The organism is Roseibium sp. ROS1, assembly GCF_054658215.1.
The window spans coordinates 920,276-946,695 of the sequence record NZ_BAAGIG010000003.1 but is presented as its reverse complement, the minus strand read 5'-3'; the positions used below and the strand labels follow the sequence as shown (position 1 = coordinate 946,695).

The window sequence follows — 26,420 nt, the reverse complement described above, 5'->3', positions numbered from 1 at the left end:
ACTGGGTTCCGGATCGGCGCGCAGCATTGGCTGCGCTTGTCCGGAAAGACGGAGGGGCAGAGAAAACAAGCTCACATCTCCCTTACCCCCTCCCGAAATTCCCGCTATACACCCCGCCATGCGTGATCTGGATGTTCTTGTGCTTGGTGGCGGTGCCGCGGGGCTGATGTGTGCGATTGAGGCGGCAAAGCGCGGGCGCAAGGTGCTCGCGATCGACCATGCCAGAAACCCGGCGGAGAAAATTCGCATTTCCGGCGGGGGGCGCTGCAACTTCACGAATATTCATTGTTCGCCGGCTAATTTCCTCTCCCAGAACCCGAGGTTCTGTGTCTCGGCGCTGAAGCGCTATACCCAGCAGGACTTCCTGAAACTGGTCGAAAAACACCGCATTTCCTGGCACGAGAAGACACTCGGCCAGCTCTTTTGCGACAACAGCGCCAAGGACATCATCCGGATGCTGCTGGCCGAGCTGGAAGCGGCCGGAGGCACGTTGCAGCTGGAAACGGACATCAAGGCGATTGAAAAACCCGACGACCGGTTTTCCGTGTCAACGTCCAAGGGGCCGTTGCGGGCGGCATCGCTTGTTGTGGCGACAGGCGGGCCTTCGATCCCCAAGATGGGCGCGACCGGCTTCGGCTATGATCTGGCCAAGCGCTTCGGCCACAACGTAATTGCCCCGCGCGCGGCGCTGGTGCCGCTGACCTTTTCCGATACCAACAAGGAACTGTGCGGCCGGCTTGCCGGTGTTTCGGTGGATGCGGTCGTTTCGTTCCAGAAGACGTCGTTTCGCGAAGGCCTGCTCTTCACGCATCGGGGTCTGTCCGGGCCGTCGGTGCTGCAGATTTCGTCCTACTGGCAGGAAGGCAAGCCCATCTCGGTGAACCTGTCTCCCGAGGCCGACGTCTTCGAAGCCCTGCGGCAAGCCCGGCAGGAGAACCCGAAACAGGACCTGAAGACCGCGCTGGGGGGACTGCTGCCCAACAGGCTGGCTGACGAACTTTCGCAGGCGTTTGCCCTGAAAGGCCGTCTGGCCGACCAGTCGGACAAGGTCCTGCGCCGGGCGGCAGAACAGTTGAACCGCTGGCAGCTGACGCCGGTCGGCACCGAAGGCTACCGCACGGCGGAAGTCACGCTTGGTGGCGTGGACACGAAGGAACTCTCTTCCAAGACCATGGAAAGCACGAAGGTGCCGGGCCTCTATTTCATCGGTGAGGTGGTCGATGTCACCGGCCATCTCGGCGGCTTCAATTTCCAGTGGGCCTGGGCGTCCGGTCATGCCGCCGGGCAGGTGGCCTGAGTTTCGTAATCATCAATTGGTAGAAGACTTTGCGCGGCGCAGCATTTTTTGATGATCGCCCCTCAAAGCTGGTTATAGTGGCTTGAAAGAAGGCTTGGAACCAAGCCGCCCTTTCACCGATGCCTTGAGTGTCCTCTTCCCGCGGAAAAGGTCTGTGCCGGTGCGAAGTAACGGCAAATGGCTGACGTCCGGGGGGATGAATGAAGCGCGTAACGATCCACGATGTGGCCGAAACAGCGGGAGTCAGCCTGGCAACGGTTGATCGTGTCCTCAACGGGCGGCCGGGTGTCCGGAAGGTCACAATCGAAAAGGTCAAGCAGGCCGTCGAGGCGCTCAACTACAAACCGGATGTCTTTGCCGCCGGCCTTGCCAAGAAACGGGTCTACCGCCTGCACTTCCTCATTCCAAATGGCCCCAACGCCTTTATGGAAGACCTGACCCGCGAAGCGCTGTCCCACGCTGAAACCATGAGCGGTGACCGCATGCATGTGCATGTCGAGCCCATCGACGCCTTCGACGGGCACAGGGTGGCCGGTACGCTTGCGATCCTCGACCGCTCGCAGTGCGATGGTGTCGCGGTGGTCGCGCCCGCGTTCCCGGAGGTTCAGGCAGCCATCGACCGGCTGCAGGACAGGGGGGTGCCCGTCGTGACGCTGGTCTCCGATCATCCTTCCTCCAGCCGCCAGCATTTTGTCGGCATCGACAACGTCGCCGCCGGGCGCACCGCCGGACGGTTGCTCGGTCGCTTCCTTCCCAGATCCCCGGCCAAAGTCGCCATCATTGCCGGGTCGCTCGGCCTTCGCGACCATGCAGAGCGCTATCAGGGCTGCCGGGCGGTCATCGAGCAGGACTATCCCCATCTGGAATTGCTGAAGGTGCGTGAGGGGAGGGACGACAACGCCCGCAATGCGGACCTGATGCGAAAGCTTCTTGCGGAACATCCCGATCTTGCCGGGCTCTACAATATCGGCGCGGGCAACCGCGGCACGATAGCGGCCCTGAAGGAAAGCGGCCGCAGCCAGGGCATCGTCTTTGTCGGACACGAACTGACGCCCTACACGCGCGAAGCGCTTCAGGACGACGTGCTGGATGCGGTGATCGCGCAGGACCCGGGTCACGAGATCCGCAGCGCCATCCGCGTCCTGAAAGCGCTTTGTGATGGTGTGCCGATCATCGAAGGGCAGGAGCGTATCGGCATCGATGTGTTCCTGAAGGACAATCTGCCCGGGGATCTGGAGCCATCAGACACCGCCGAACGACCTGTCTGATCCCGGCAACGGGGCGTCTTTCCGGCATTCCTGCCAAAAAGTCGCCTCTCACACTCAAATTTTGAATTGACCTTTCAGATCGCGCACCTCATATCTATGGCATGCGTTTGACACAACAGACAAACTACGCCGTACGCGCGCTGATGTACTGCGCCGTCAACCCGGACAAACCAAGCAAGGTCGCTGATATCGCGGCCAGCTTCGACATGTCCGAAACCCACCTGTTCAAGATCATGAAGGTTCTGGTCGATGCAAATCTGATCAAGACCATTCGTGGCCGGAACGGCGGGGTCATGCTGGCTCGTCCGGCAGAGAATATTTCGGTTGGCGAAGTTGTCCGCGCCGCCGAGGAAAGCTTCCTTCTTGCCGAATGTTTCGACAGTGGCCGCAAGGATTGCCCGCTGATCATGTCCTGCGGCTTCAATGGCCTGCTGCATGAAGCGCTGGAAGCATTCATGGAAGTTCTGGACGGCAAGTCGATTGCCGACCTTTCGGAAGACCGCTTCGGCATGCGCGATCTCCTGAAGATCGAAATGACCAAGGCTCCGATCGCGGCCAACGCGTAAGGTTTTATCGACGTAAAAAGTTTCGAAGGCGCCACCATCCGGTCGGCGCCTTTTTCGTTTCGTATGTCTCGAAATGTGACGATTGGTCGGGAAAAGGAAAGGCATGCCACGCGTCTTGCGCGGGCGCTCTCAAAGAAAAGGCCGGGCTGGCTTGCCGCTGAGGGAGAGGAGAGGGCGGTTGGCTGGCCTGGCATTTGTCACTCCGGTTGCCCGGAGGTCCTGTCTAATCCGAAACCAGAGGACGCGATTTCCGGTTCCGTTTCGATCAGGCATTGCCTTGATAGGAAAACTTGAGTATGAGTGTCAAGTATAAAGTTGAGTTTGAAACTCATCTTTTGATTCCGATGTCCCACCGCTCCGCTAAGAAACTGATTTTTTGAACAGTTTCAGGAGCAACACAAAGGCCAAGGACCGATTGCGCGCAATGACACCGACCGCCAACAGCCAGAAGCACCGCCTCTCCCTGGGTTCCAGCAGCCGCGCTACGCGCGCCTTTGCGGCAACACCGCCGCGTGAGCATAAATCGGAGCTCGACACGCGCGACCTGTTCAGCGGCCAGCGCCAGATCCAGATCCGCCACAACGACGAAACCTACCGTCTGTCGATCACCAAACAGGGCAAGCTGATCCTGACGAAATGATATTGCCGGGCTGACATCCCTTCCCTTTTGCGGGGAAGGGGTGCGGCAGAGGGAGCGCCCTCTCTATAGACTGCGATATGTCCGGGCTCTCACTACAGCCTTTCTTTCTCCACCTTCAAGCCGTATCGATCAGAGCTTCTTCGGGTGCCGAATGGCGTTCGACGCGGATGGGTTGGCGCACGCCTGCGGCCTGGTGGAAATGTTCCAGCCGCCGGATGGTGGTGGGCGTCAGCATATGGCCGCGGGACAGAACCAGTTCGTGACCGGTTTCGGTCAAGGCGTCGTCGATCAGCACATCACCCGGCCGGAGAGAGCGGATGTAGCATTCGGCAACAAGTCTTTTGCGCTCCTCCGGCACGTCGTCCATCAGCGTTTCCTTGGCCAGCTCCAGCAGCATCGGATCGTATTTGCGCTTGTTGATGGTAAGCGCCTCGAAGGCCGCTGCATCCGGTCCGCTTTCCGGGCTTGCGTACCACAGATCCGTCAAGAGCTTGAGGATGCGGGCAATCATCGGGATTTCCTTGCCCGTCGGCCCGTCCTTGGGGAAACCCGAGCCGTCGAAACCGCGGCCGGATAGAAACAGGTATTCGGAGACTTTCTCCAGTTGCGGTATGTTCTTCAAAAGATCTCGGGTCTGGTCCGGTGCCCGATCCAGGATATTCCGCTCCTGCTCGGTCAGGCCGCGTGCGGCACGGTAGCGGGCAAGGATCTGTTTCGGCAGCAACGCCTCGCCAAGCGGTGACAACATCACCGACATTTCCAGTTCCCAGGTTTTCTTCATGCCCAGGCGTTTGGCCAGCCGCAGGGCCTGTTTGCGAACCGTGCTCGTGCGCCGGAATGCTTCCGGGTGGAAGAGCGCCAGCATGTCGATCAGCAACTTGACGGATCCGGCAAGTGTCCGCTCCAGCAGCGCGCGGTCCTTGGCGAGCTGAAAATGATGGGAAAGAGCTGTTTCCATGGCGCTGGCCAGATCTGTCGATTGACAGGGCTTTTCCAGATACATGAAGGCATGGGCCTCATTGAGCGTCTTCTTGATCGCATCTGCCGAGGTTTCCCGGGTCAGCATGACCCGCGCGGCTTGAGGCGCAATGGTCTCCGCTGCTCGCAGAAAGGCCGTTCCGCCACGGCCCGGCAGATTGAAACAGGAAAAAATGACGGCTGTGCCATGGTTCTGCTTCAGAAACTGCAATGCAGCTTCCGTTTCGGAAAAGCAGGCAACCCTCATGTGACTGCCGAACAGGCGTTCAAAGCCTGCCTGAACGTCCTTGTCCGGATCGGCAACGACTACCAGGTCCGTGCCTTTTTCCATTCACGGCTCCTTTCACAGGAAGCAGGCCCGCCGGGAAAACTTCCGCAGGTACACCCCCTGGATGATATTCTCATGAGACTGATAACAAATACTTGCAATAATTCTCGACATACCAACACCGGCTCTGATGAAAATCGATGGTGGTCTTTGCAGCCCGCCTTGAACTATAAGGCCGCATGTTCGACGTCCTGATTGCCGGTGCCGGTCCGGCCGGTCTCTTTGCTGCGGAGCGCCTGTCCGAAAACGGGTATAGCGTTGTGGTTATCGACCGCATGCCCTCGCCCGCGCGCAAGTTCCTGATGGCTGGCCGCGGCGGCCTGAACCTGACCCACAGCGAAGACCTGACTGCGTTCCTCGCGCGCTACCGGCAGGCCCAACCCTTTTTGGCGCCCTTGATCCAGGAATTTCCGCCCGAAACGCTGCGGCGCTGGTGCGAAGACCTTGGCGAAGAAACCTTTGTCGGCAGTAGCGGACGTGTCTTCCCGAAATCCATGAAGGCCTCCCCTTTGCTGCGCGCCTGGCTGCGCCGGCTGGATGCCAATGGAGTCCGCCTGCTGACCCGGCACGCACTTTGTGCCATTGAAGGAGACGGACCGCTTCAACTCAGGACATGGGATGAAACTGCCGCCGAAGACACTGAAGGTGAAGGCGCCCTGCAATCCCTCACTGCACGTGCCTGCCTTCTGACCATGGGTGGTGCAAGCTGGCCGAAGCTCGGTTCCAACGCCGCGTGGGTGCCGATGCTGGAAGAACGCGGTGTTCGCATCAACCGGTTCCAGCCGGCAAATTGCGGCTTTCAGACCGGCTGGAGCGATTTCCTGAAAGAGCGGTTTGCCGGTACGCCGCTCAAACGTATCGCCCTGTCCCATGGCGGGAAAAGGATGCAGGGGGAGGCGGTCTTGACGGCTCAGGGCCTTGAAGGTGGTGCCGTCTACGCCTTGTCCGCCGAACTGCGCGAAACAATAAACGAAACCGGTTCGGCGACACTGCACATCGATCTGCGGCCGCAGGACGGAGTTGACGAGCTGGCAGCGAAACTCTCAAGACCCCGAGGCAAGCAGTCTGCAGCCACGTTTCTCAAGAAGGCCCTTCGGCTGAGCCCCGTTGAAATGGCGCTGCTGCGCGAAGCCGGTGATGTCCCTTCCGATCCGGAAAACCTCGCGCGCTGCATCAAGGCCGTTCCCGTTGTTCTGGACGCGCCCTATTCCATCGACCGGGCGATCTCTTCCGCCGGAGGGATCGCGCTGGACGAACTCGACGAAGGCATGATGCTCAAGAAGATGCCGGGCATCTTTGCCGCGGGTGAAATGCTGGACTGGGAAGCGCCGACAGGCGGTTACCTGCTGCAGGCGTGTTTTGCGACAGGTGCCCGGGCAGCAAACGGCATTGCGGCCTTTCTCCAAAGCTCGAAAGGAGAGCAAACAACATGACCGTGCTCTACATCGACGCCGATGCCTGTCCGGTCAAGGACGAAGCCGTTCGCGTGGGCGAGCGCCACAATGTTGAGATCAAGTTCGTTTCCAACAGCTGGATGCGGCTTCCCGAAGGCGATCTGATCGAGCGGGTTGTCGTTCCTGAAGGGCCGGACGAAGCCGACAACTGGATCGCGGAACGTGCTGTGGCCGGTGATGTGGTCGTGACGGCCGATGTGCCGCTTGCGGCACGCTGTGTGAAGGCGGGCGCTCTAGTCATCGGTCCGACAGGCAAGCCGTTTCGCGAGGATGCCATCGGCATGCGCCTTGCCATGCGGGATCTCAACACGCATCTGCGTGAAATCGGCGAGATCCGCGAAAGCGGGCCTGGCTTCACCAAGGCCGACAGATCGCGCTTTCTCAACCAGCTTGAGACCATCATGCGCGCGGCGAAACGTATATCCCCCTAGGGGCAGACACATAAATCCTTCCTGGCGACATCGGTGTTCCAACAAAAAACTCCCTGCAAGGAGGGGAGGAAACCCTTGCAGGGAGTGGCCGGTGGCCTTTTCAGGCCGGTTATGGCCCGGCGAAGTTGGAAACTGCCTTACTGGCAGAAGCGGTACTGTCCGGAATAGGACAGGAAGTAGCCGGTGTTCGGATTGAACGAACGATACTTGCGGCTGCAGTAATTGTACCAGGCCGGGCTCCACGGAGCCGGACGGTAGATAACCGGGGCCGGAGCCGGTGCCGGATAGTAGGCTGGCGGGGCCGGATAGTAAGCCGGGGGCGGAGCGACATAACGCGGCTGGGAAAGTGCTGACCCGAGGATCGCGCCGGCGGCAAGGCCGCTGGCGACGCCGACGCCGACTTGCCAGCCCTTGGCGGCATGTGCGGGTGTGGCCTGAGAGGTCAGTGTGACGCCGGCAACAAGAGCCAGCGCAGAGGCGGTAACTGCAAACTTCTTGAACATGACGGTGTCCCTTCCAGTGTCGTGAGGCCCTGCTGTCCGCCTCAACTCATGAGACGAAACTAACCCGCCCCCCGGTCGGGCTCTGTGACTGGTGTCACAAGCTGTCACTTTGTCACCGAAACAGGATTTATCGGCTTTGTGGCCTCGGTTTGACCACTGCAAAAATCTTTCGCTTGCCGTAAGCGCCACCTGGACCTACATTATTCTCCATCGGTACGCGTTGTGCCGTACGGGACTGACGAAAGACCCGGTGAGACTGACTTCGGCAGGGCTCCATCAAGCGCTGCTCTGAATTTCCAAGCTTTCCGTTTCTTGTTGACTTCTCGTTTATCCGCGCCTGCCGGAAACGGGATGGCGCATCCAACCAGCGGAAAGGTTTCTCCATGCGCGAGAACGGCACCATTAAATTCTTCAACCATGACCGTGGCTTCGGCTTCATCACTCCGGAAAACGGTTCCAAGGACGTTTTCGTCCACATCACCGCATTCGAGCAGGCCGGTATCGGAACGCCCGTCGAAGGCGCGAAGATCTCCTTCGTTGCTGAAGACGACCGTCGTGGCCGCGGCAAGCAGGCAGCTCAGCTCGAGCTGCTCTAAGGTTTCAGGCTGCAGCCTCCGTCCGGGGACGGCTGGCGCGGATTGAACAACGAAAAACGGGACCTTCTGGTCCCGTTTTTTGTTTGTTTTTGAGGATGAAACCAAGCCTCGTATCTTCACCCACTCAGCGCGGCCGATTTGTTCATCCTCATCCTGAGGAAGCGCAAGAGCGCTGTCTCGAGGGATGGGCGGCAACCTCCTGAACAAGTGGCCCATCCTTCGAGACGGACCTGGCGGTCCTCTTCAGGATGAGGCTCAATGTGCGGAAAAACTCCAAATCACCGCACGCCTTACGCCATGCAGTCCAGCAGTTCCTTCTCGCCAATGACACCGACGATGGAGCCGCTTGCTTTCACGACGACCGGATCCTTGCTGGACTTTTTCAGCTGGGCGACTTCACGCACCGAAGCGTCGGCATCGCAGGTCAGGGCGCTGGCGAGCGAGCCCGGCAAGCTGCCGGGAGGCACCATGATGTCGCGCGCGCGCAGCACGTTCAGCGGGTTCATGTGGCTGACGAATTCGGCCACATAGTCGGTTGCCGGCGACTTGACGATTTCCTGCGACGTGCCCAGCTGGATCACCCGTCCCCCTTCCATGATTGCGATGCGCGAGCCGATCTTGGCCGCTTCATCGAGATCGTGGCTGACGAAGATGATGGTCCGGTTGAGTTCCTTCTGCAGGTCGAGCAACTCGTCCTGCAGCTTGTCGCGGATGAGCGGGTCGAGAGCCGAGAACGGTTCGTCCATCAGCAGTAGCGGCGCGTCGGTCGCAAAGGCGCGAGCGAGGCCAACGCGCTGCTGCATGCCGCCCGATAGCTCGTGTACGTGCTTTTCGCCCCAGCCGTTCAGGCCAACCAGCTTGAGCTGCGCCTCTACCTTTGCGGCTCGCTCCTTTGCGGGCATGCCGGCAAGCTCCAGGCCAAAGCCGACGTTTTCGGCCACCGTGCGCCAGGGCAGAAGACCGAACTGCTGGAACACCATGCCGATCCGGTGCCGGCGCAATTCCCTCAGATCGTTTTCAGAGCAGGTTTCCGGATTGACGTAACGCTTGCCGTCATGAACCTGCACCTCACCCCGGATGACCGGGTTAAGACCGTTGACGGCCCGGAGCAGCGTCGACTTGCCGGAGCCGGACAGCCCCATCAGCACGATGACCTCGCCTTCGTAGATGTCGAAGGTCGCACCGGCAACGCCGAGGATCTGGCCGGTTTCTGCCTGGATTTCCTGCCTGGTCTTGCCGGCATCGATCAGCGGCAGAGCCGTGTGAGGCTTTTCGCCGAAAACGATGTCGACGTCCTTGAAGGAAACGACGGCCGATTTGTTGGTGTCGCTCATCGTTTGCCTCCCTCTTCGGCGCGGAAGAAGCGGTCAAGCACGATGGCGATCAGGACGATACAGACACCAACTTCGAAACCTTGGGCGATATTCACAGTGTTCAGGGCGCGCAACGTCGGCACGCCGAGGCCGTCCGCACCGACAAGAGCGGCAATCACGACCATCGACAGCGACAGCATGATCGTCTGCGTCAGGCCAGCCATGATCTGCGGCAGGGCGTAGGGCAGCTCGATTTTCCAGAGCAGCTGCGATTTGGTTGCTCCAAAGGCCTTTCCGGCTTCGATCAGCGCGGTCGGCGTCGAGGAGACGCCGAGCTGCGTCAAACGGATCGGAGCGGGAATGGCAAAGATGACCGTCGCGATGAGACCGGGCACCATGCCGAGACCGAATAGGATCAGTGCCGGGATCAGGTAAACGAAGGTCGGGATGGTTTGCATCAGGTCCAGCACGGGACGAAGTGCGGCGTAGAACCGGGGGCGATGCGCGGCCAGCACGCCGACAGGCACGCCGACCACCATACAGACCACGGACGCGGCAACCACCAGCGCCAGGGTTTCGGTTGTTTCTTCCCAGTAGCCCTGGTTGATAATCAGCAGCAGGGAAATTGCCACGAAAGCCGCAAAGGATATGGTCCTGTGGACCAGGTAGCCGATGGCGACAGCGACAACAACGATGACCAATGGATGCGGCGTCTGCAGCAACCAGAGGATTCCGTCTATCAGCGTTTCGAGAATTGCCGAGATTCCGTCAAACACCCAATAGGCGTTGTCGGTGAGCCAATCGACCAAGGTGCGCGCCCACGGCCCGATCGGCAGCTTGTGTTCTGTGAGCCAGTCCACGCCACTGCTCCGGTATTATTGTTCTTGGAAAACCAGTGGCGCCGGGCAGGAGACCCGCACCGGCGCCAGATTTTGGTCAGCGATCAGAGACCGAGAGCCCCTTTGACGGCCGCGAAACTGTCGCCGCCATCAAAAGTCTTCACGCCGACGAGCCAGTTTTCGAAGGTTGCCGGATGCTCCTTCAACCAGGCGGCTGCCGCCTTGTTGGGATCCTCACCCTCGATCAGGATGGCACCCATGATCTCGTTTTCCATGGGCAGCGAGAATTCCAGGTTTTCAAGCAGCTTGCCGACGTTCGGGCATTCCTTGACATAGCCGGCACGCACGTTGGTGTAGACGGTGGCTCCGCCATAGTTCGGGCCGAAAATGTCGTCGCCGCCTTCAAGATACTTCATCTTGAAATTGGCGTTCATCGGGTGCGGTTCCCAGCCGAGGAAGACGATATCCGCCTCGCGGCGGTTTGCACGGGCGACCTGCGCAAGCATGCCCTGCTCGGAGGATTCCACCACTTCGAAACCTTCCAGTTCGAAGAGGTTTTCATCGATCATGCCGATGATCAGGCGGTTGCCGTCATTGCCCGGCTCGATGCCGTAGATCTTGCCGTCGAGATCGTCCTTGAACTTGGCGATGTCCTGGAAGCTCTTCAGGCCTTTTTCGTAGGTGTATTCCGGAACGGCAAGCGTGTACTTCGCGCCTTCCAGGTTGGCCCGGACCGTTTCCACGGAGCCGTCTTCGCGATAGGCCTTGATGTCACCTTCCATGGTCGGCATCCAGTTGCCGAGGAAGATGTCGATGTCCTTGTTCTTCAGCGACGCATAGGTCACCGGAACGGACAGGATTTTGACTTCCGGCTTGTAGCCGAGCGCTTCCAGGACGACCGAGGTTGCGGCGGTGGTTGCCGTGATGTCAGTCCAGCCGACGTCGGAGAAGCGAACCGTCTGGCAGCTTTCCGGATCGTTTGCCAGGGCGGTTCCCGTGAGCATCAGCCCGAGCGCCAGGCCTCCAGCGAGTTTCGCTGCTACTTTCATATGTATACCTCCTATGGAAAGTCTGTTTTCTTGTTTTTCTGCAGGGCATGGGGTGTCAGTGTGGTTCTAACGCCCTCAGTTTCCTCTGCCCACAGCCTGCCTAACCTAGATCCAAACATCCACGGGAAAAAATTGCAAGTTTTCATTGATTGACTGATCAATTAAAAATAAAACTTGGATGTGAGACGAACGCGGCAAGGCGCATTCAGAGGCTCTTGGGAAGGCTTTTCCTTCTCCTTGACGCTGCTGCACCATGATCGTGACGATTGGTAACCGGACTTGTTCTTGTCCGGATGTGCCGCCGTCTGGTCATCGCCAGAAACGCTGAGCCGAATTCTTCTCTCGCCCTGTGTCGGAGGTTGAAATGCCCAAGGTCGGAATGGAAGCGGAACGGCGGCGCAGTCTGATTGACGCGACGGTCGATGCCATACACGAACGCGGCTACAGCGACGTGACCATGGCGCAGATCGCAAAGCGCGCTGGCGTTTCCGGCGGTCTTGTGCATCACTATTTCGGCTCCAAGGACCAATTGCTTGCCGCAACGATGCGCCATCTCCTGACCGAACTCGGCCGGGCGATCCGCGAGAGCCTGGAAAAGGCGGAGACCCCGCGCGAGCGTATTTCGGCAATCATTGCCGGCAACTTTGCAGTCGACCAGTTTCAGCCCGCCGTGATCGCGGCCTGGCTCGCCTTCTACGTTCAGTCGCGTACCACCGACAGCAACAATCGTCTTCTAAATATCTATTCGGCAAGGCTCGCCTCGAACCTGACCCACAATCTGAGGGCCTTCATGCCTCAGGACGAAGCACGCCGGATTGCAGAAGGCACGGCGTCGATGATTGACGGCGTCTGGATCCGGCAAGCCCTGCGCGACGGCAAGACCGACCGGCCGGCCGCGATCGAGCTGGTCGAGGACTATGTGGAAACCCAGATTGCCGTCCACCTGGCGCGCAACACCAAGAATTGAGCAGCTAGGATCAACATGAGCGACCAGTTCGACTTCATCATCGTCGGAGCCGGATCCGCCGGCTGTGCGATGGCCTACCGCCTGTCGGAAGACCCGAGCAACAGGGTGCTTGTGCTGGAATTCGGCGGCACCGATGTCGGTCCGCTGATCCAGATGCCGGCTGCCCTGTCCTACCCGATGAACATGCCGCTGTATGACTGGGGGTACACCAGCGAACCGGAACCGCATCTGGAGGGCCGGCGCCTGGCCACACCGCGTGGCAAGGTGATCGGTGGATCATCCTCCATCAACGGCATGGTTTATGTGCGTGGCCATGCCTGTGATTTCGACACCTGGGAAGAGATGGGTGCGAGCGGCTGGGGATATCGCCATGTGCTGCCGTACTACAAGCGCCAGGAGCATAGCCATGGCGGCCAGGACGGCTGGCGCGGCACCAACGGCCCGCTGCATGTCCAGCGCGGAACGAAGTGGAACCCGCTGTTCGACGCCTTCAAGACAGCCGGCGAGCAGGCGGGCTATGGCGTGACCGCCGACTACAATGGCGAGCGTCAGGAAGGCTTCGGCGACATGGAAATGACGGTCCATCGGGGCCGTCGCTGGTCTGCCGCAAACGCCTACCTGAAGCCGGCACTGAAGCGCGGTAACCTGACCCTGATCAAGGGGGCTCTCGTGCGCCGGATCCTGATCGAGGACAAGCGCGCGGTCGGTGTGGAATTCGAAACCGGCGGCGAGGTCCGCGAGGCAAAAGCTGCCCGCGAAGTGATCCTGTCGGCGTCTTCCATCAATTCGCCGAAGATCCTGATGCAGTCCGGCATCGGCCCGGCGGCGCATCTTGCCGAAATGGGAATTGACGTCGTGGCCGACCGGCCGGGTGTCGGTGCCAACCTGCAGGATCATCTGGAGCTTTATCTTCAGCAGGCCTGCACCCAGCCGATCACGCTCTACAAGCACTGGAACCTGTTCTCCAAGGCGGTGATCGGGGCCCAGTGGCTGTTCCTGAAGCAGGGTCTTGGTGCATCGAACCAGTTCGAAAGCTGCGCTTTCATTCGCTCCAAGGCGGGCGTGAAATATCCTGATATCCAGTATCACTTCCTGCCCTTCGCCGTGCGCTACGACGGACAGGCAGCAGCCGAAGGTCATGGCTTCCAGGCCCATGTCGGACCGATGCGCTCCAAATCGCGCGGCCGTATCAAGCTGACCTCCAGCGATCCGAAGGCCAAGCCGTCGATCCTGTTCAACTACATGTCCCACGAAGACGACTGGGAAGACTTCCGCACCTGTATCCGCCTGACCCGCGAGATCTTCGGCCAGGAGGCGTTTGCCCCCTATCGTGGCAAGGAGATCCAGCCGGGAGACAGTGTGCAGAGCGACGAGGACCTGAACGGCTTCATCCGCGAACACGTGGAAAGCGCCTATCACCCATGCGGCACTTGCCGGATGGGGGCGAAGGATGATGCCATGGCCGTGGTCGACCCTGAATGCCGGGTAATCGGCGTTGACGGGCTTCGTGTTGCCGACAGTTCCATCTTTCCGCAAATCACCAATGGCAATCTGAATGCCCCCTCGATTATGGTCGGGGAGAAGGCATCGGACCATATTCTCGGCAAGACCCCGCTGCCCGCGGCCAACCAGGAACCGTGGATCCACCCGGACTGGCAATCCAGCCAGCGATGATCCCCGGCAGTCCAACGGCAGACACACAGACCAAGGAGCCAACCCATGCGCGCCCAACCGCAAGCGTCCCATTATGTCGGCGGCTCATATGTCGAGAGCCAGAGCGGCACTCCCTTTGACTCGCTGTATCCCGCAACCGGTGAAGTCATCGCGCAGATCCGCGCGGCCGACGATGCCGTGATCGAGGCGGCAATCCGCTCTGCCCAGGAAGGCCAGAAGGTCTGGGCGGCAACACCAGCAGCCGAACGCGGCCGCGTGCTGCGCCGGGCAGCCGAGATCCTGCGTGAAAAGAACCGGGAACTCTCCATTCTGGAAACGCTCGACACCGGCAAGCCCTTGCAGGAAACCCTGATTGCCGATGCTGCGTCCGGCGCCGACTGCCTGGAATACTTCGGTGGTCTGGCCGCAACGCTTACCGGCGAACATATCGATCTGGGCGGCTCCTTCGCCTACACCAAGCGCGAACCGCTCGGCATCTGTTTCGGCATCGGCGCCTGGAACTATCCGATCCAGATCGCCTGCTGGAAGTCTGCTCCCGCACTCGTTTGCGGCAATGCCATGATCTTCAAACCCTCGGAAGTCACCCCGCTGAGCGCCTTGAAACTGGCGGAGGCCTTTACCGAGGCCGGTCTGCCCGCTGGTGTCTTCAACGTGCTTCAGGGCTTTGGTGATGTCGGTGCAAAGCTGGTCGCTCATCCGGCCATTGCCAAGGTTTCGCTGACCGGCTCTGTCCCGACCGGCGCCAAAGTGGCAGCCCTTGCGGGTGAGCATCTGAAGAAGACAACGCTGGAACTTGGCGGCAAGTCCCCGCTGATCGTGTTCGAGGACGCTGACATTGAAAACGCGGTGTCCGCCGCGATCAATGCCAACTTCTATTCCACCGGGCAGATTTGCTCCAACGGGACGCGTGTGTTCGTTCATGAAGCGATCAAGGAAGCCTTTGTGGCACGGCTGGCTGAACGCACCGCCAAGGCGGTTCTGGGCGATCCGCTGGACGAGGCAACCAATATTGGTCCGCTTGTGTCCAAACAGCAGCTCGACAAGGTGCTCCACTACATGCAGATCGGTCAGGATGAGGGCGCCCGGCTGGTGTGCGGCGGTGGTTCAGCCTCTGTCGCCAGCTTCCCGGACGGCTATTTCGTGCAGCCGACCGTCTTTGCCGACGTGAAGGACGACATGCGCATTGCCCGCGAGGAAATCTTCGGCCCGGTGCTGAGCGTGCTCGACTTCACCGATGAGGACGACGTCATCGCCCGCGCCAACGACACCGACTTCGGCCTTGCCGCGGGCGTTTTCACAAGGGACATTCAGCGGGCGCACCGGGTGATCGACCAGTTGCAGGCAGGCACCTGCTGGATCAACACCTACAATCTGACCCCGATCGAAATGCCTTTCGGCGGCTACAAGAAGTCGGGCATCGGCCGCGAGAACGGCCATGCCGCGATCGAGTATTATAGCCAGACCAAAAGCGTTTATGTGGAAATGGGCGGTGTAGAGGCGGCGTTTTAAGGCGCTGCATCTCGTTCCACCTAGAACAGGTTGACCAACCTTCGAGGCGGTGTTTCCTGCTTCTTCAGGGCAGGGCTGGCGTGCGTGGTACGTGCAAGCTGCCTGTCACTCCATGCGTCTTTATCTTGAGATGCCGCGCAAGCGGCGTCTCGAGGGTGGGGCCGGTTGTCCTCGATGCCCAGTTGCCCTTGGTTCGATAGTTTCCTTGGGCCAATTTAGGGCATTTCCTAGCATTCGGTTTTTTGCCGATTGAAGTTTGATCTCCGGCGCCCGAGATATTAGCGAGAGCGTTTCACGGAGCCCCGATGAACAAAGCCTTTCTTGACCCAGCCCCGCGCACATACGCGCCTCATGTCTATCTGCTTGCCCGTTCCAGCAGAGGCCCTTCCTGTGCGCCGGAGTCACTCAGTATCGACCAGCTGAATTCGTGGCTCTTGCATGAAGCGACGCGGATCGATGATGTCATGCTGATGTTCGAGGAGTTCATGTGGCGCTGCAAGGCTGCCGGCCTCGCCATCGACCGGGCAACGCTGCATATCGGTACCCTGCATCCGCGCGTCATCGGTTTTTCCTGGGTCTGGAACAGTCAGGACTATTTCTGCGACGAGGTTGCCGCAGATGCCAACGCCACCAAATCGGAAGCCTTTACCCGCAATCCGCTTTTCCACGTCATCAACGAAGGCCAGACCATCAAGGTCGATCTGGAAAGCGAGGAAGGCGCCAATTCCGCTCCGCTGATGCGCGAACTTGCCGATCAGGGATACACGACCTATGTCGCCCTGCCGCTCAGTTCCTCGCACGAAAAGCGGAATGCCATGACCTTGGCAACCCGCAAACCCGGTGGGTTCCCTCCGGCGGAAAAAGACCTGATCCGCAATCTGATCGACCTTTTGGCGCTGCACATCGAGCGCCACATCGTTCAGCGGATTGCCCGCAACGTTGCCGACACCTATCTCGGGCCGATCGCCGGACAGCGCGTGCTGGACGGCGAGATCAAGCGCGGTGATGGCGAGGCCATCAAGGCGGTGGTCTTCATGGCCGACATGCGCGGCTTCACTCAACTCGCCGACAGGCTGAGCGGACCGGAAGTGACGGCTATCCTCAACGCCTATTTCGACAGGATCTCGGACGCCGTGCTCAACCACGGCGGCGATATCCTGAAGTTCATGGGCGACGGCATTCTGGCCGTGTTCGATCAGAAGACATTTGGTGAAACAGCGGCGGCGAATGCGGCGGTGAAGGCCGCCAAGGCTGCACTGGAGGCCATTGACGAGCTGAACCGCAATCCGCCCGAGGATCTTCCCGACCCGATCCACTGGCACCCCCTGAAGATCGGTATCGGCCTTCACCGGGGTGAAGTCTTCTTCGGCAATGTCGGTGGTGAGGAACGGCTCGACTTCACGGTGATCGGACGCGCCGTCAATGAGACCAGCCGGGTAGAATCCCTGTGCAAACCTCTCGGCCGCGCCTTGCTCCTGACAGAGCCGGTACGCGCTGCTCTTTCCGGCGACCTCCAGACCGGTCTCAATGCCATGGGCGAACATGCCCTGCGCGGCGTCGGTAAACCGGTTGCCATTTTTGCGGCCTAGTATGGAATGGCTCAGCAAAACCGATGCAGGTCCGGTGAGGGGGCTGCGACAACAGTAATGCGCAGCTCTTGCCTCAGTCCGTTTTGGTCCTGTCCAGCAACTCGGCCTCATAGGCCTTGGCGACGCGCAGGAAGCGGGCGTGGGCGTAGTTCATGGCCAGGATAAAGCCCCACCAGCCGTATTTGCGGTACTTGCGCACGAAATAGGCCTTGAAGAAGCTCACCGGGAATTCGGTCAGGAGGCGGCTTTTCGGCAGCTTGCGGCCGCGGGCGCGCATGTCTTCCACCTGCATACCGGAATAGCGATTGTATTTGCCGACCTGAAAATCCAGTGACCGGATGGACCGGTGCGCCATGATGCCGGAGAGGTTCGAGATGCGCGCACCTTCCTCGGGCCGGACCGTGTCATGAACTGTCGAGGCAGAGAACCGGCCCTTGCGCCGGTCATAGAGGCGGATCTGGTGATATCCGTAGGCCCAGGGGGCAGGGGCGGTTTCATGGGCATAAAGATCGCGGATCATGATGCGCCAGCCATCGGCGTCCGCGTAACTGCCGTCTGCGAATTTGGCTTTGATTTCCGCGGCGAGGCCCGGCGTCACCTCTTCGTCGGCATCCAGATTGAGCAGCCAGTCATTGCGGCACTGGTCTTCGCCGAAACGCTTTTGCGGACCGTAGCCAGGCCAGTCGTTGCGGATGACCCGCGCGCCAAGTTGTTCGGCCACGGCGACAGTTTCGTCCGTTGATCCGCTGTCGATGACGATGACCTCGTCCACCCAGCCGATGACACTTTCGATCGGTCGGGCGATCCGGTCGGCCTCGTCACGGGCGATGATGAAAACGGAAAGAGGCAGGCGGTCGGTCATGAAAGGTCCGGCGTTGGTTTGCTAGGCCGGAAATGCTCCGGCGCGACTATTTAGCCGTGCCGGAGCCCGAATTGAAGGCGCGAAATCAGGATTTCACGCGAGCAAACAGCGCGTCGAGACCTTGGAGGACAATCGTGGCGCCCTCCAGCGTGCCGTTGAAGCCGGGCGCATTGAGGTTTTCCAGCTCAAGTCCGTTCAAGGTGACGGTGGCCGGCTCGGTGCCGAGGTTGAAAGCGCACAGCACGGTCTCCCCCTGATGGCTGCGGGTGAAGACCAGCGTGTTGTCCTGGCTGTCCAGAAACACCATGTCGCCCTTCTTCAAAGGCTCCTGGGCCTGCCGCCAGGCATAGAAGGCCCGGTTCCGGTTCAGGATGGAGCTTTCGTCCTTGTCCTGTTCGAAGGCGGCTAGCGCCAGATGATCCTGCGCGACCGGAAGCCAGGGCTCGGCTTCGGAGAAACCGGCGTTGCTGTTGTCTTTCACCCACGGCATTGGTGTCCGGCAGCCGTCGCGGCCCTTGTATTCCGGCCAGAAGCGAATGCCGTAGGGATCCTGCAGCTTTTCAAAAGGAACTTCAGCCTGCGGCAGGCCGAGTTCCTCGCCCTGGTAAAGGCAGGGGGTGCCGCGCAGCGAGGCGCAGAGGGCGGTTTCAAGCGGTGCGAACCGGGCAATGTCCAGATCCTCGCCCCAGCGGCTGGTGACCCGCTTCACGTCGTGGTTCGACAACGCCCAGGAAGCCCAGCCGGAGCCGATGCCGGCGTTCATCTCTTCCACGATCTTTCGGATGTAGGGCGCCGAATGTTGAGGCGTCAGCAGGTCGAAGCTGTAGGCCATGTGAATGCGCTTGCCGGCTTCCGTATAGGACGCCGTCAGTTCCACGGCCTGTCCGTCCGCACCGATTTCACCGACGGACGTTGTGCCCGGATATTTGTCCAGGAGCGCGCGCAGCTTCTCAAGAAACAACAGGTTTTCCGGTTGGGTCTTGTCGTAAAGGTGATCCTGATAGCCGTAGGGGTTGGTTGGATCCACGGTGGACGGCATTTCAGTCGCGCTCAGGGGTGGGTTGTCCCGGAGTTGCTTGTCGTGGAAATAGAAGTTCACCGTGTCGAGACGGAACCCGTCGACACCGCGGTCGAGCCAGAACCTGGCGGCACCGAGAACCGCGTCCTGAACCTCCGGGTTATGGAAGTTCAGATCCGGCTGGCTGGTCAGGAAATTGTGCATGTAATACTGGCGCCGGCGGCTGTCCCATTCCCAGGCCGGGCCGCCGAAGATCGAAAGCCAGTTGGTCGGCACCGTGCCGTCCGGCTTGGCGTCGGCCCAAACGAACCAGTCGGCCTTGGCATTGTCGCGTGACGAACGGCTTTCGACAAACCATGGATGTTGGTCGGAGGTGTGCGAAATCACCAGGTCGATGATCACCTTCAGGCCGCGCGCATGAGCGGCAGCCAGCATGCGGTCGAAATCGGCAAGCGTGCCGAACATCGGGTCGACATCTTCATAGTCGGAGACATCGTAACCGAAATCATCCATCGGCGAGGTGAAGAAGGGCGACAGCCAGATGGCATCGACGCCCAGCGAGGCAATGTAGTCCATGCGTTCGCTGACGCCGTTGAGGTCGCCTATGCCATCACCATTGGTGTCGTTGAAGGAGCGCGGATAGATCTGGTAGATCACCGCTCCACGCCACCAATCCGGGTCATTCTTCATGTCTGACGGCACATCAGCCTCCAGGCCCGTTTCGGCTTCTTCGAACATTGCCGGTTGTCTCCGTTCCGCTTCTGAGGCGGTCTTCATGGGTTTCAAAGCGCTTTGAATGGCTATATCCAGCGCCTTGTCAGGTCAAGTGAACAGTGTTGAAAAAGTCGTTCGGCAATTGCTTTCGGTAAGCGATGTGTGAATTGCGTCGCACATGTGGAACGGGGAGGATGAGCACATGCAAAAACCGGCCCTGCGAGGCAGGACCGGTGGAGCTACTGAAAAGGAACGAAACACGATTTTGTCCGGAACGCGCATTTCCTACATGGCTTAAGTGACAGGGGTGTGACCATCTCAATCGGTTTGCCTGCCGCGGACCTCGCCGAAGACGGAAGCCCCCGACATGCTGCGCCTGCGTGGCCAACGCGTGTTATCTCTTTGGACTATCTTATTTAAGTAATTGAAATAAAACATGGAAAAATATTGTTATGACGTTTAGGTCAGTTTCTTCTTGCAAAGCAACATGGAAGCTGGAACTGTCCCCGCACACAGAACTTACGTAAGATGGAGCCCCCCGCACGGACAAGAGATCCGGCGGAAATCGGGTTTCATCTTGCGGGCAAAAAACCTGGAGGAAGTGTCATGACGGCAGCCATGGTGGGTTGGGCACACATGCCCTTCGGCAAGCATTCGGAAGAGACGGTTGAAAGCATGATCGTCAAGGTGGCGGTCGATGCCATCAAGGACGCAGGTATCGAGCCGGGAGATGTCGACGAGATCCTGCTCGGTCATTTCAATGCCGGTTTCTCGGCACAGGATTTCACCGCTTCGCTGGTGCTGCAGGCCGATCCGGCGCTGCGGTTCAAACCGGCAACCCGTGTCGAAAACGCCTGCGCCACCGGCTCTGCCGCCGTGCATCAGGGTGTGCGCGCCATTGCTTCGGGCGACGCCCGCTTCGTGCTGGTCGTCGGTGTCGAGCAGATGACCACGACGCCCGGTCCGGAAATCGGCAAGAACCTGCTCAAGGCCTCCTATTTGAAGGAAGAAGGCGATATCCCGGCAGGCTTCGCTGGTGTCTTCGGCAAGATCGCCGACGCCTACTTCCAGAAGTACGGCGACCAGTCCGATGCCCTGGCCAAGATTGCGTCGAAGAACCACAAGAATGGTGTCGGCAACCCCTACGCCCAGATGCGCAAAGACCTCGGTTTCGACTTCTGCCGCGCGGAATCGGAAAAGAATCCGTTTGTCGCCGGTCCGCTGAAGCGCACCGACTGTTCGCTGGTGTCCGACGGTGCCGCCGCACTCGTCCTGACCGATCCTGCAACGGCGCTCGGCATGAAGAAGGCGGTTGCCTTCCGCGCGCTTGCCCATGTGCAGGATTTCCTGCCGATGTCGAAGCGCGACATCCTGAAGTTTGAGGGTTGTTCCAAGGCCTGGGGTCAGGCACTCGGCGATGCCAATCTGGCGCTGGACGACCTCTCCTTCGTCGAGACCCACGACTGTTTCACCATTGCCGAGCTGATCGAATATGAAGCCATGGGCCTTACCAAGGAAGGCGAAGGTGCCCGCGCCGTGTTGGAAGGCTGGACGGAAATGGGCGGCAAACTTCCGGTGAACCCGTCTGGCGGCCTGAAGGCCAAAGGCCATCCGATTGGCGCCACCGGTGTTTCCATGCACGTGCTCACCGCCATGCAACTGACAGGCACTGCGGGTGAAATCCAGGTGAAGAACGCCGAGATCGGCGGCATCTTCAACATGGGTGGTGCCGCGGTGGCCAACTTCGTGTCCGTGATGCAGGCGATGAAGTAATCGGCATTAACTGCCTTTAAGTAAGATTTAAAGGAGGACGAGAAATCGTCCTCTTTTCGTTTTTGTTGAAGATAAAAGTAGTTTTTGTCTAAATACATACTAGTGAAAAGTTCCTAAGTGTTCACCTAAATTAATTTTTTAAAAATCTTATGAAATCAGATTGTTGCCCAGAGTAACGCATCGGCAGGGGGCAGGTGCGACATAAGCTGGGTTAACCATGTCCGTCTTTCAAAGTCTGAAATCCAAAATGATCGCCATGCTGGCTGTACTGTTCGTTGTCGCGACAGCGCTGAGCCTTGGCACGATACGCAATCTTGGCGTGCTCGAAGAAAACGCGGGGCATCTCCGCGAAGGGGCGGAAACCTTTGCCACCGACGGCGTGAACCTGGCCATTTCACTGCAGAAAATGCAGTTCGACATCGTTCAGGTGCAGCAATGGCTGACAGACATTTCCGCAACAAGAGGTCTTGATGGCCTGAACGACGGTTTTGATCTTGCGGTTTCCTTCTCCGACAATTTCAAGAGCGAGAGCACCGCGGCAATCGATCTCGCCGAAAAGCTCGGTTATGCGGATCTTGTTGAAAAGATCAGGAACGTTCAGGCGAAATTCCCGTCATACTACGACACCGGAAAAGCCATGGCGGAGGCCTATGTTGCCGGTGGACCGGAGCAGGGCAACAAGCTCATGGGGGCATTCGACGGCGAAGCTGAAAGCCTGACGACGGCGCTGGAAGCAGCCCTTGATCTTCATCACCAGCATCTGGAAACGGAACGCGCCGAGCTGGCCGTTGAGGTGGCGAGCTATCAGAGTGCGGCCCGGAACGCTGACGTCATGACCTACGCTAACCTCGGGCTCGTCGTCCTTGCCCTGGCAATGGCCGGTTTCTTCATCATGCGTGCGGTCATTCTGCCGCTCGGGTCCTTTGCCGAGGCAGTCGCCCGGCTTTCGAAGGGCGACTATGGCATTCACCTTGCCGAATGCGAACGGGCCGACGAAATCGGACAGCTCGCAAATGCGATCAATGTCCTGCGCGACGGCGCTTCGGAGCGCGAGGAGCTGGTCAAGGCGCAAAAGGCGGAAGACGAGGCGCGCATTCGGCGCATGCGGCAGCGCGAAGAGCTGACTGCTTCCTTCCGCAGCAGCGTATCGTCCCTCATCGTGGATGTGACCGGCACCATGTCGCAGCTGGAAGACACAGCAACTGTGCTGATCGGTGTTGCAGATGACACCACGACACACGCTGAAGGAGCGGCCTATTCATCCAATTCGGCTCTGGGTAATGTCGAGGCCGTCGCTTCCGCCGCAGAAGAGCTTTCGGTTTCCATCGAGGAAATCAACCAGCGTGTGGCTTCCACCTCCGCGGTTGTCTCGGAAGCTGCCGAAACCACCAGCCTGACCAATGAAAAGGTCGCGACCCTTTCGTCTGCGGCCCAGGAAATCGGTGAAGTCGTCCAGCTGATCCAGACCATCGCCGAACAGACCAATCTTCTGGCTCTCAACGCAACTATCGAGGCTGCTCGTGCTGGTGAAGCCGGCAAGGGCTTTGCTGTCGTTGCTGCGGAAGTCAAGGAGTTGGCCAATCAGACAGCGAAAGCCACGGAAAGCATCACCCAGCAGATCATCGCCATTCAGGAAGCGACCACCGATGCAGCCCACTCGATCCAGCAGATCACCGACATCATGGGCAATGTAACGGCGGAAACAACGGCAATCGCATCGGCGGTTACCGAGCAGAGCGCAGCGACTGGCGAAATTGCCCGTGGCGTCAACGAGGCCTCCACCAGCACCCAGACGGCAAGCGATAGCGTGTCCGGCATGAAGGAAAACGCGGTCCGCTCCAAGGATGCGGCAGGTGAAGTCCGCCAGGCGGTCAACCTGGTTGCAGAACGCACTCAGACGCTGACCCACCAGATCGAGGACTTCATCAAGTCCTTTGCGGCCTGATGTCAACCGAGACCAGCTCCGAAAAGCCGGCGGTTTCCGCCGGCTTTTTTGTTTCCCGGTTTTGACAATCCTCCAAGTGACGATGAGGCGGCGAACGGAAAAACGCCGACCTGCGCCTCAGGTGAACAGCCGACTTGTGGTCAGTGATCTGGGCTGCTCGTTTTGCCTTACTCCGCAGCGTTTGCGATTGCCGAGTAGAGATCCGGATCCGTCAGTTCAGGCGGAGAAACCGGTGCGCCACCGCCTTCGCCGACGTAAGTATCCGCCACGCCGTAAATGAAGACCCCGCCCGCCTTGCGCTTTGCGATGGCGACCCGCTCGATCAACTGGAAGTCGCCCGTTTCGCAGTTGGCGTAACTTGTATAGATCGGTTTGCCGTTCTCGTTGATCCGTTCGGAACCTGAGGTGAATTTGCCTTCCGCGCATTTCTTCTGGCTGTCGGCAACAATAAGCGACATCAGTTCTTCTTCCGACTGGTAGCTACCCGCCGGAAAAATGTGCGCCACAATCGTGCGTGCGTCGTTGGTGGCAACGGCATGAAGGCCGTTCAGATCTTCTTCGCGCTGTCCGTCGGGAACAAGCTTTAGCCCGGACAGGCCAGCGCTGCCCATCAGGTTGAACAGGGCCTGGGTCGCTTCGATGGCAAGTTGCGGGTCGGTCGCCGAACTGGACGCCGCCGCTTCGTCCTTGGTCGGGGCGGAATGTCCGAGGCCACCTTGAGAGCTGGCGCCTGCAGCGCCGGCAACGGGTGCCGCACCGTACCGTGCGATGTTCTGCTCCACGCATTTGGCAAGACGTGCCATCAGGCGAGAGGTGCCTGTGAGGCGGAATTCGTAATTGTAGGTGCCATCTCGAACGTAAAGTGTCCGTCCGCGGCGAAATCGGGTGATGATGTAGCCGCCTCTGGGCATTTGCATGCGCGCCAGATTCTTCGACGTCGCCTTGGCAACGCCGCTCTGCCAGGCGCCCCGGTCGATGCGATACTGAAGCGCAATATCCGCGCCGACCTTCATGTTCCACTGAAGCGCCGAAAAGCCGATGGCCCAGTTGTAGTTGGTGTCGAGCTGGACATATAGCGTGATGCCGCTGTGGTAGCTCACGGACGCGACACAGGTCGAAAATGCGCCGGTCTGATCATCAGTGAAGGCACTGCCGTTCCAGCCGCCGCTTTGGAAGTTTTCAACAACGGCTGCATGGCTAGTTCCGAAGCTACCGAAGAGCAAAAGACCTGCGGAAACCCCGGCGGCAACCAATGAATAAACAAGACGCATCATACCCCCTCAGATGCCACTGCGGCCGTGTCCCAGCCGTCTGGAAAGGCTAAGTGATTTCCTTTGCGGCATCAAGAATGACGCACGCTTGCCCGGAAGCTTGAATGCCGTCGCAAACGACGGCTGAACGGGGTGTTCACTGCCCGTTGGAACAGGAGAAAAACTCTTTCAATCGGACCGGGCCCGTTGGAAGTTTTTCCTCGCAAAAATCACTCTGACCGGCCGCCGGGAATTGAAATTGGCCAAATCAGAGGATTGCAAAAAACTATTCCGCTTCTGTTTCCAGCTTTGAAATCCGGTGCCCGGCGCAGGCATGGGCTGCCGATTACATTAGACCCATCAAACTGGGACTGGAGACCCTGACGATGACTAGCCGTGGTGGCGACACTCTGAAAACACTGAAAAAGCCGGAAGACCGGCTCGACGTGTTTCCGGCCTTCATGAAGGTTGCCGGCCGGCGTGTGCTCGTTGTCGGGCACGGCGGTGAAGCTGCTGCAAAGGTTCGTCTCCTGGGGGAAACCAACGCCCGGATCGTCGTCGTATCCAAAATTGTCGAACCGGATCTGCAGGAGGCTATTGACCTCTTCGAGACCGAGCATCTTGCCGAGGATTTCCAGCCTGGTCATCTGAAGGACGCCGCTCTGGTCTTTTCCGCGCGCGAAGACTGGGACCTCGACAAGGCTGTTGTCGATGCGGCACGGGCGCAGGGCGTTCCGGTCAATGCGGTCGACAAGCCGGAACTGTGCGACTTCTACACCGGAGCCCTGGTCAATCGCGCACCGATCGCCGTTGCGATAACCTCGACCGGTGTCGGTCCTGTCCTGTCGCGCCACATCCGCGCGCGCATTGAAGCCATGCTGCCGCGTTCGACCGGCGAGCTGGCGCGTCTTGCCGAAAGTTTCCGCGATGCCGCAACCAAGGTGATCCGCGACGGTGGGCTGCGCCGCAGTTTCTGGGCGCGCTTCTTCTCCGGTTCGGTCGCAACCAATCTCTATGCAGGCAAGGCTGATGTCGCCCGTTCAGAGGCACAGCGGTTGTTGAATTCGATGGCGGACGAGCCCGGTTTTGTCTGGCTTGTCGGTGCCGGGCCGGGCGCGGAAGACCTGTTGACCCTGCGCGCGCAGCGCCTGCTGCAGGAAGCCGACGTCATCGTTCACGATGCGCTGGTGCCGGCAAATGTCGTTGCCATGGGCCGCCGCGATGCGGAGCGCATTTCAGTGGGCAAGCGCAAGGGCGCTCATTCCGTGCCGCAGTCCGAAATTTCCGAGCTCCTGGTCGAGCTTGGCCGCAAGGGCTTGAAAGTCGTGCGTCTGAAAGCTGGAGATCCGATGATCTTTGGCCGTGCGGCAGAAGAAATGGAAGCGCTTCGCGAAGGTGGTATCGGCTTTGAAATTGTTCCAGGCGTCACGGCAGCCTTCGCCGCGGCAGCGTCAGCCCAGATCCCGCTCACGTTGCGCGGTGTCGCCTCCAACCTGGTTTTCGCTACCGGCCACAATGCCAAGTCCGAAACCCTGCCGGATTGGGCTGGGCTGGCACTCAAGGGCGCGACGGTGGCTGTCTACATGGGCCGAACCGTGGCGGCTGCGGTTGCCGAGAAGATGATCGGCGCGGGCCTGAAACCTGAAACACCGGTTGCCGTTATCGAGAATGCGGCACACCCGGACGAACGCCAATTTGCCGGAACCCTGTCCGAACTCGCGGTGCTGTCGAACCGCGCTGAGATCGACGGACCGGTTCTGATCGTGATCGGCGAGGCCGTGGGCCATGCCGCAATGGACAAGGCCGAACCCCTGGCGCCGCAGCTCGCCGCCCGGGTTGTAGCCGCCTGAACTTGAA

General features: G+C 59.7%; 22 protein-coding genes. 14 read left to right on the top strand and 8 right to left on the bottom strand.

Features of this window, described 5'->3' with window-relative positions:
• Positions 1-118: 118 nt before the first annotated feature.
• The 4 genes from ACYQ6M_RS20460 to hemP all read left to right on the top strand — a co-directional run bounded on the left by ACYQ6M_RS20460 (position 119) and on the right by hemP (position 3,771).
• Entirely contained in the window at positions 119-1,297 is a 1,179-nt protein-coding gene (locus ACYQ6M_RS20460) for a BaiN/RdsA family NAD(P)/FAD-dependent oxidoreductase (RefSeq protein ID WP_460075266.1), read from the top strand.
• A 200-nt stretch (positions 1,298-1,497) separates the two neighbouring features.
• Positions 1,498-2,565 (top strand): LacI family DNA-binding transcriptional regulator, encoded by a 1,068-nt coding sequence (locus ACYQ6M_RS20455; protein WP_055657552.1) that lies wholly within the window; start codon positions 1,498-1,500, stop codon positions 2,563-2,565.
• A 101-nt stretch (positions 2,566-2,666) separates the two neighbouring features.
• Positions 2,667-3,131: an Rrf2 family transcriptional regulator gene (locus ACYQ6M_RS20450; protein WP_075283567.1), complete on the top strand. Its 465-nt coding sequence runs from the start codon at positions 2,667-2,669 to the stop codon at positions 3,129-3,131.
• Between the two features lie 424 nt (positions 3,132-3,555).
• The gene (gene hemP / locus ACYQ6M_RS20445; RefSeq protein WP_031269825.1) at positions 3,556-3,771 is read left to right on the top strand and encodes a hemin uptake protein HemP; all 216 of its coding nucleotides are present in this window, start codon (positions 3,556-3,558) and stop codon (positions 3,769-3,771) included.
• 115 nt (positions 3,772-3,886) lie between these two features.
• Here the strand turns inward: hemP and ACYQ6M_RS20440 are convergent, their stop codons facing one another.
• Positions 3,887-5,080 carry an HD domain-containing phosphohydrolase gene (locus tag ACYQ6M_RS20440; RefSeq protein WP_075283568.1) on the bottom strand — a complete coding sequence of 398 codons (1,194 nt, stop codon included), beginning with the start codon at positions 5,078-5,080 and terminating at the stop codon, positions 3,887-3,889.
• Positions 5,081-5,256: 176 nt separating this feature from the next.
• Between ACYQ6M_RS20440 and ACYQ6M_RS20435 the strand changes: the two genes are divergently transcribed.
• The gene (locus ACYQ6M_RS20435) at positions 5,257-6,510 is read left to right on the top strand and encodes a BaiN/RdsA family NAD(P)/FAD-dependent oxidoreductase (RefSeq protein ID WP_460075263.1); all 1,254 of its coding nucleotides are present in this window, start codon (positions 5,257-5,259) and stop codon (positions 6,508-6,510) included.
• Positions 6,507-6,962 carry a YaiI/YqxD family protein gene (locus ACYQ6M_RS20430; RefSeq protein WP_075283570.1) on the top strand — a complete coding sequence of 152 codons (456 nt, stop codon included), beginning with the start codon at positions 6,507-6,509 and terminating at the stop codon, positions 6,960-6,962. Before ACYQ6M_RS20435 ends, ACYQ6M_RS20430 begins: the two co-directional genes overlap by 4 nt.
• 137 nt (positions 6,963-7,099) lie before the next feature.
• On the opposite strand, the gene ACYQ6M_RS20425 is transcribed toward ACYQ6M_RS20430, so the two are convergent.
• Positions 7,100-7,465: a BA14K family protein gene (locus tag ACYQ6M_RS20425; RefSeq protein ID WP_023002219.1), complete on the bottom strand. Its 366-nt coding sequence runs from the start codon at positions 7,463-7,465 to the stop codon at positions 7,100-7,102.
• Positions 7,466-7,848: 383 nt separating this feature from the next.
• Here ACYQ6M_RS20425 and ACYQ6M_RS20420 point away from each other — a divergent pair, with 383 nt between their 5' ends.
• Positions 7,849-8,061 carry a cold-shock protein gene (locus ACYQ6M_RS20420; RefSeq protein ID WP_006934329.1) on the top strand — a complete coding sequence of 71 codons (213 nt, stop codon included), beginning with the start codon at positions 7,849-7,851 and terminating at the stop codon, positions 8,059-8,061.
• 290 nt (positions 8,062-8,351) lie between these two features.
• On the opposite strand, the gene choV is transcribed toward ACYQ6M_RS20420, so the two are convergent.
• From choV to ACYQ6M_RS20405, 3 genes are all read right to left on the bottom strand, one after another.
• The gene (gene choV / locus ACYQ6M_RS20415) at positions 8,352-9,395 is read right to left on the bottom strand and encodes a choline ABC transporter ATP-binding protein (protein WP_460075260.1); all 1,044 of its coding nucleotides are present in this window, start codon (positions 9,393-9,395) and stop codon (positions 8,352-8,354) included.
• Positions 9,392-10,234 carry a choline ABC transporter permease subunit gene (choW, locus tag ACYQ6M_RS20410; RefSeq protein ID WP_055657561.1) on the bottom strand — a complete coding sequence of 281 codons (843 nt, stop codon included), beginning with the start codon at positions 10,232-10,234 and terminating at the stop codon, positions 9,392-9,394. Before choW ends, choV begins: the two co-directional genes overlap by 4 nt.
• An 83-nt stretch (positions 10,235-10,317) precedes the next feature.
• A complete protein-coding gene (locus ACYQ6M_RS20405) occupies positions 10,318-11,262 on the bottom strand; it encodes a choline ABC transporter substrate-binding protein (protein ID WP_023002216.1) in 945 nt (314 codons plus the stop codon).
• 364 nt (positions 11,263-11,626) lie between these two features.
• On the opposite strand from ACYQ6M_RS20405, the gene betI reads away from it, so the two are divergent.
• From betI to ACYQ6M_RS20385, 4 genes are all read left to right on the top strand, one after another.
• Positions 11,627-12,229: a transcriptional regulator BetI gene (betI, locus tag ACYQ6M_RS20400; protein WP_023002215.1), complete on the top strand. Its 603-nt coding sequence runs from the start codon at positions 11,627-11,629 to the stop codon at positions 12,227-12,229.
• 15 nt (positions 12,230-12,244) lie between these two features.
• Positions 12,245-13,903 (top strand): choline dehydrogenase, encoded by a 1,659-nt coding sequence (gene betA / locus ACYQ6M_RS20395; RefSeq protein ID WP_023002214.1) that lies wholly within the window; start codon positions 12,245-12,247, stop codon positions 13,901-13,903.
• A gap of 45 nt (positions 13,904-13,948) precedes the next feature.
• Positions 13,949-15,412: a betaine-aldehyde dehydrogenase gene (gene betB / locus ACYQ6M_RS20390; protein WP_023002213.1), complete on the top strand. Its 1,464-nt coding sequence runs from the start codon at positions 13,949-13,951 to the stop codon at positions 15,410-15,412.
• Positions 15,413-15,717: 305 nt separating this feature from the next.
• Complete coding sequence (locus ACYQ6M_RS20385; RefSeq protein WP_152504675.1) at positions 15,718-17,001, top strand: adenylate/guanylate cyclase domain-containing protein; 1,284 nt, start codon at positions 15,718-15,720, stop codon at positions 16,999-17,001.
• A 73-nt stretch (positions 17,002-17,074) separates the two neighbouring features.
• Here the strand turns inward: ACYQ6M_RS20385 and ACYQ6M_RS20380 are convergent, their stop codons facing one another.
• Both ACYQ6M_RS20380 and ACYQ6M_RS20375 read right to left on the bottom strand, forming a co-directional pair.
• The gene (locus ACYQ6M_RS20380) at positions 17,075-17,863 is read right to left on the bottom strand and encodes a glycosyltransferase family 2 protein (protein ID WP_460075256.1); all 789 of its coding nucleotides are present in this window, start codon (positions 17,861-17,863) and stop codon (positions 17,075-17,077) included.
• Between the two features lie 85 nt (positions 17,864-17,948).
• On the bottom strand, positions 17,949-19,619 hold the full coding sequence (locus ACYQ6M_RS20375) for an alpha-glucosidase family protein (protein WP_460075254.1): 1,671 nt from the start codon (positions 19,617-19,619) through the stop codon (positions 17,949-17,951).
• A gap of 582 nt (positions 19,620-20,201) precedes the next feature.
• Here ACYQ6M_RS20375 and ACYQ6M_RS20370 point away from each other — a divergent pair.
• Positions 20,202-21,368, top strand: coding sequence for an acetyl-CoA acetyltransferase (locus ACYQ6M_RS20370; protein WP_023002209.1), 1,167 nt, complete (start codon positions 20,202-20,204; stop codon positions 21,366-21,368).
• Between the two features lie 217 nt (positions 21,369-21,585).
• A complete protein-coding gene (locus ACYQ6M_RS20365; protein WP_081713387.1) occupies positions 21,586-23,313 on the top strand; it encodes a methyl-accepting chemotaxis protein in 1,728 nt (575 codons plus the stop codon).
• Positions 23,314-23,480: 167 nt separating this feature from the next.
• On the opposite strand, the gene ACYQ6M_RS20360 is transcribed toward ACYQ6M_RS20365, so the two are convergent.
• On the bottom strand, positions 23,481-24,587 hold the full coding sequence (locus tag ACYQ6M_RS20360) for a hypothetical protein (RefSeq protein WP_152504671.1): 1,107 nt from the start codon (positions 24,585-24,587) through the stop codon (positions 23,481-23,483).
• Positions 24,588-24,949: 362 nt separating this feature from the next.
• Between ACYQ6M_RS20360 and cysG the strand changes: the two genes are divergently transcribed.
• Positions 24,950-26,413, top strand: a complete 1,464-nt coding sequence (cysG, locus tag ACYQ6M_RS20355) for a siroheme synthase CysG (protein WP_152504670.1) — start codon at positions 24,950-24,952, stop codon at positions 26,411-26,413.
• The last annotated feature ends 7 nt before the right edge of the window (positions 26,414-26,420 follow it).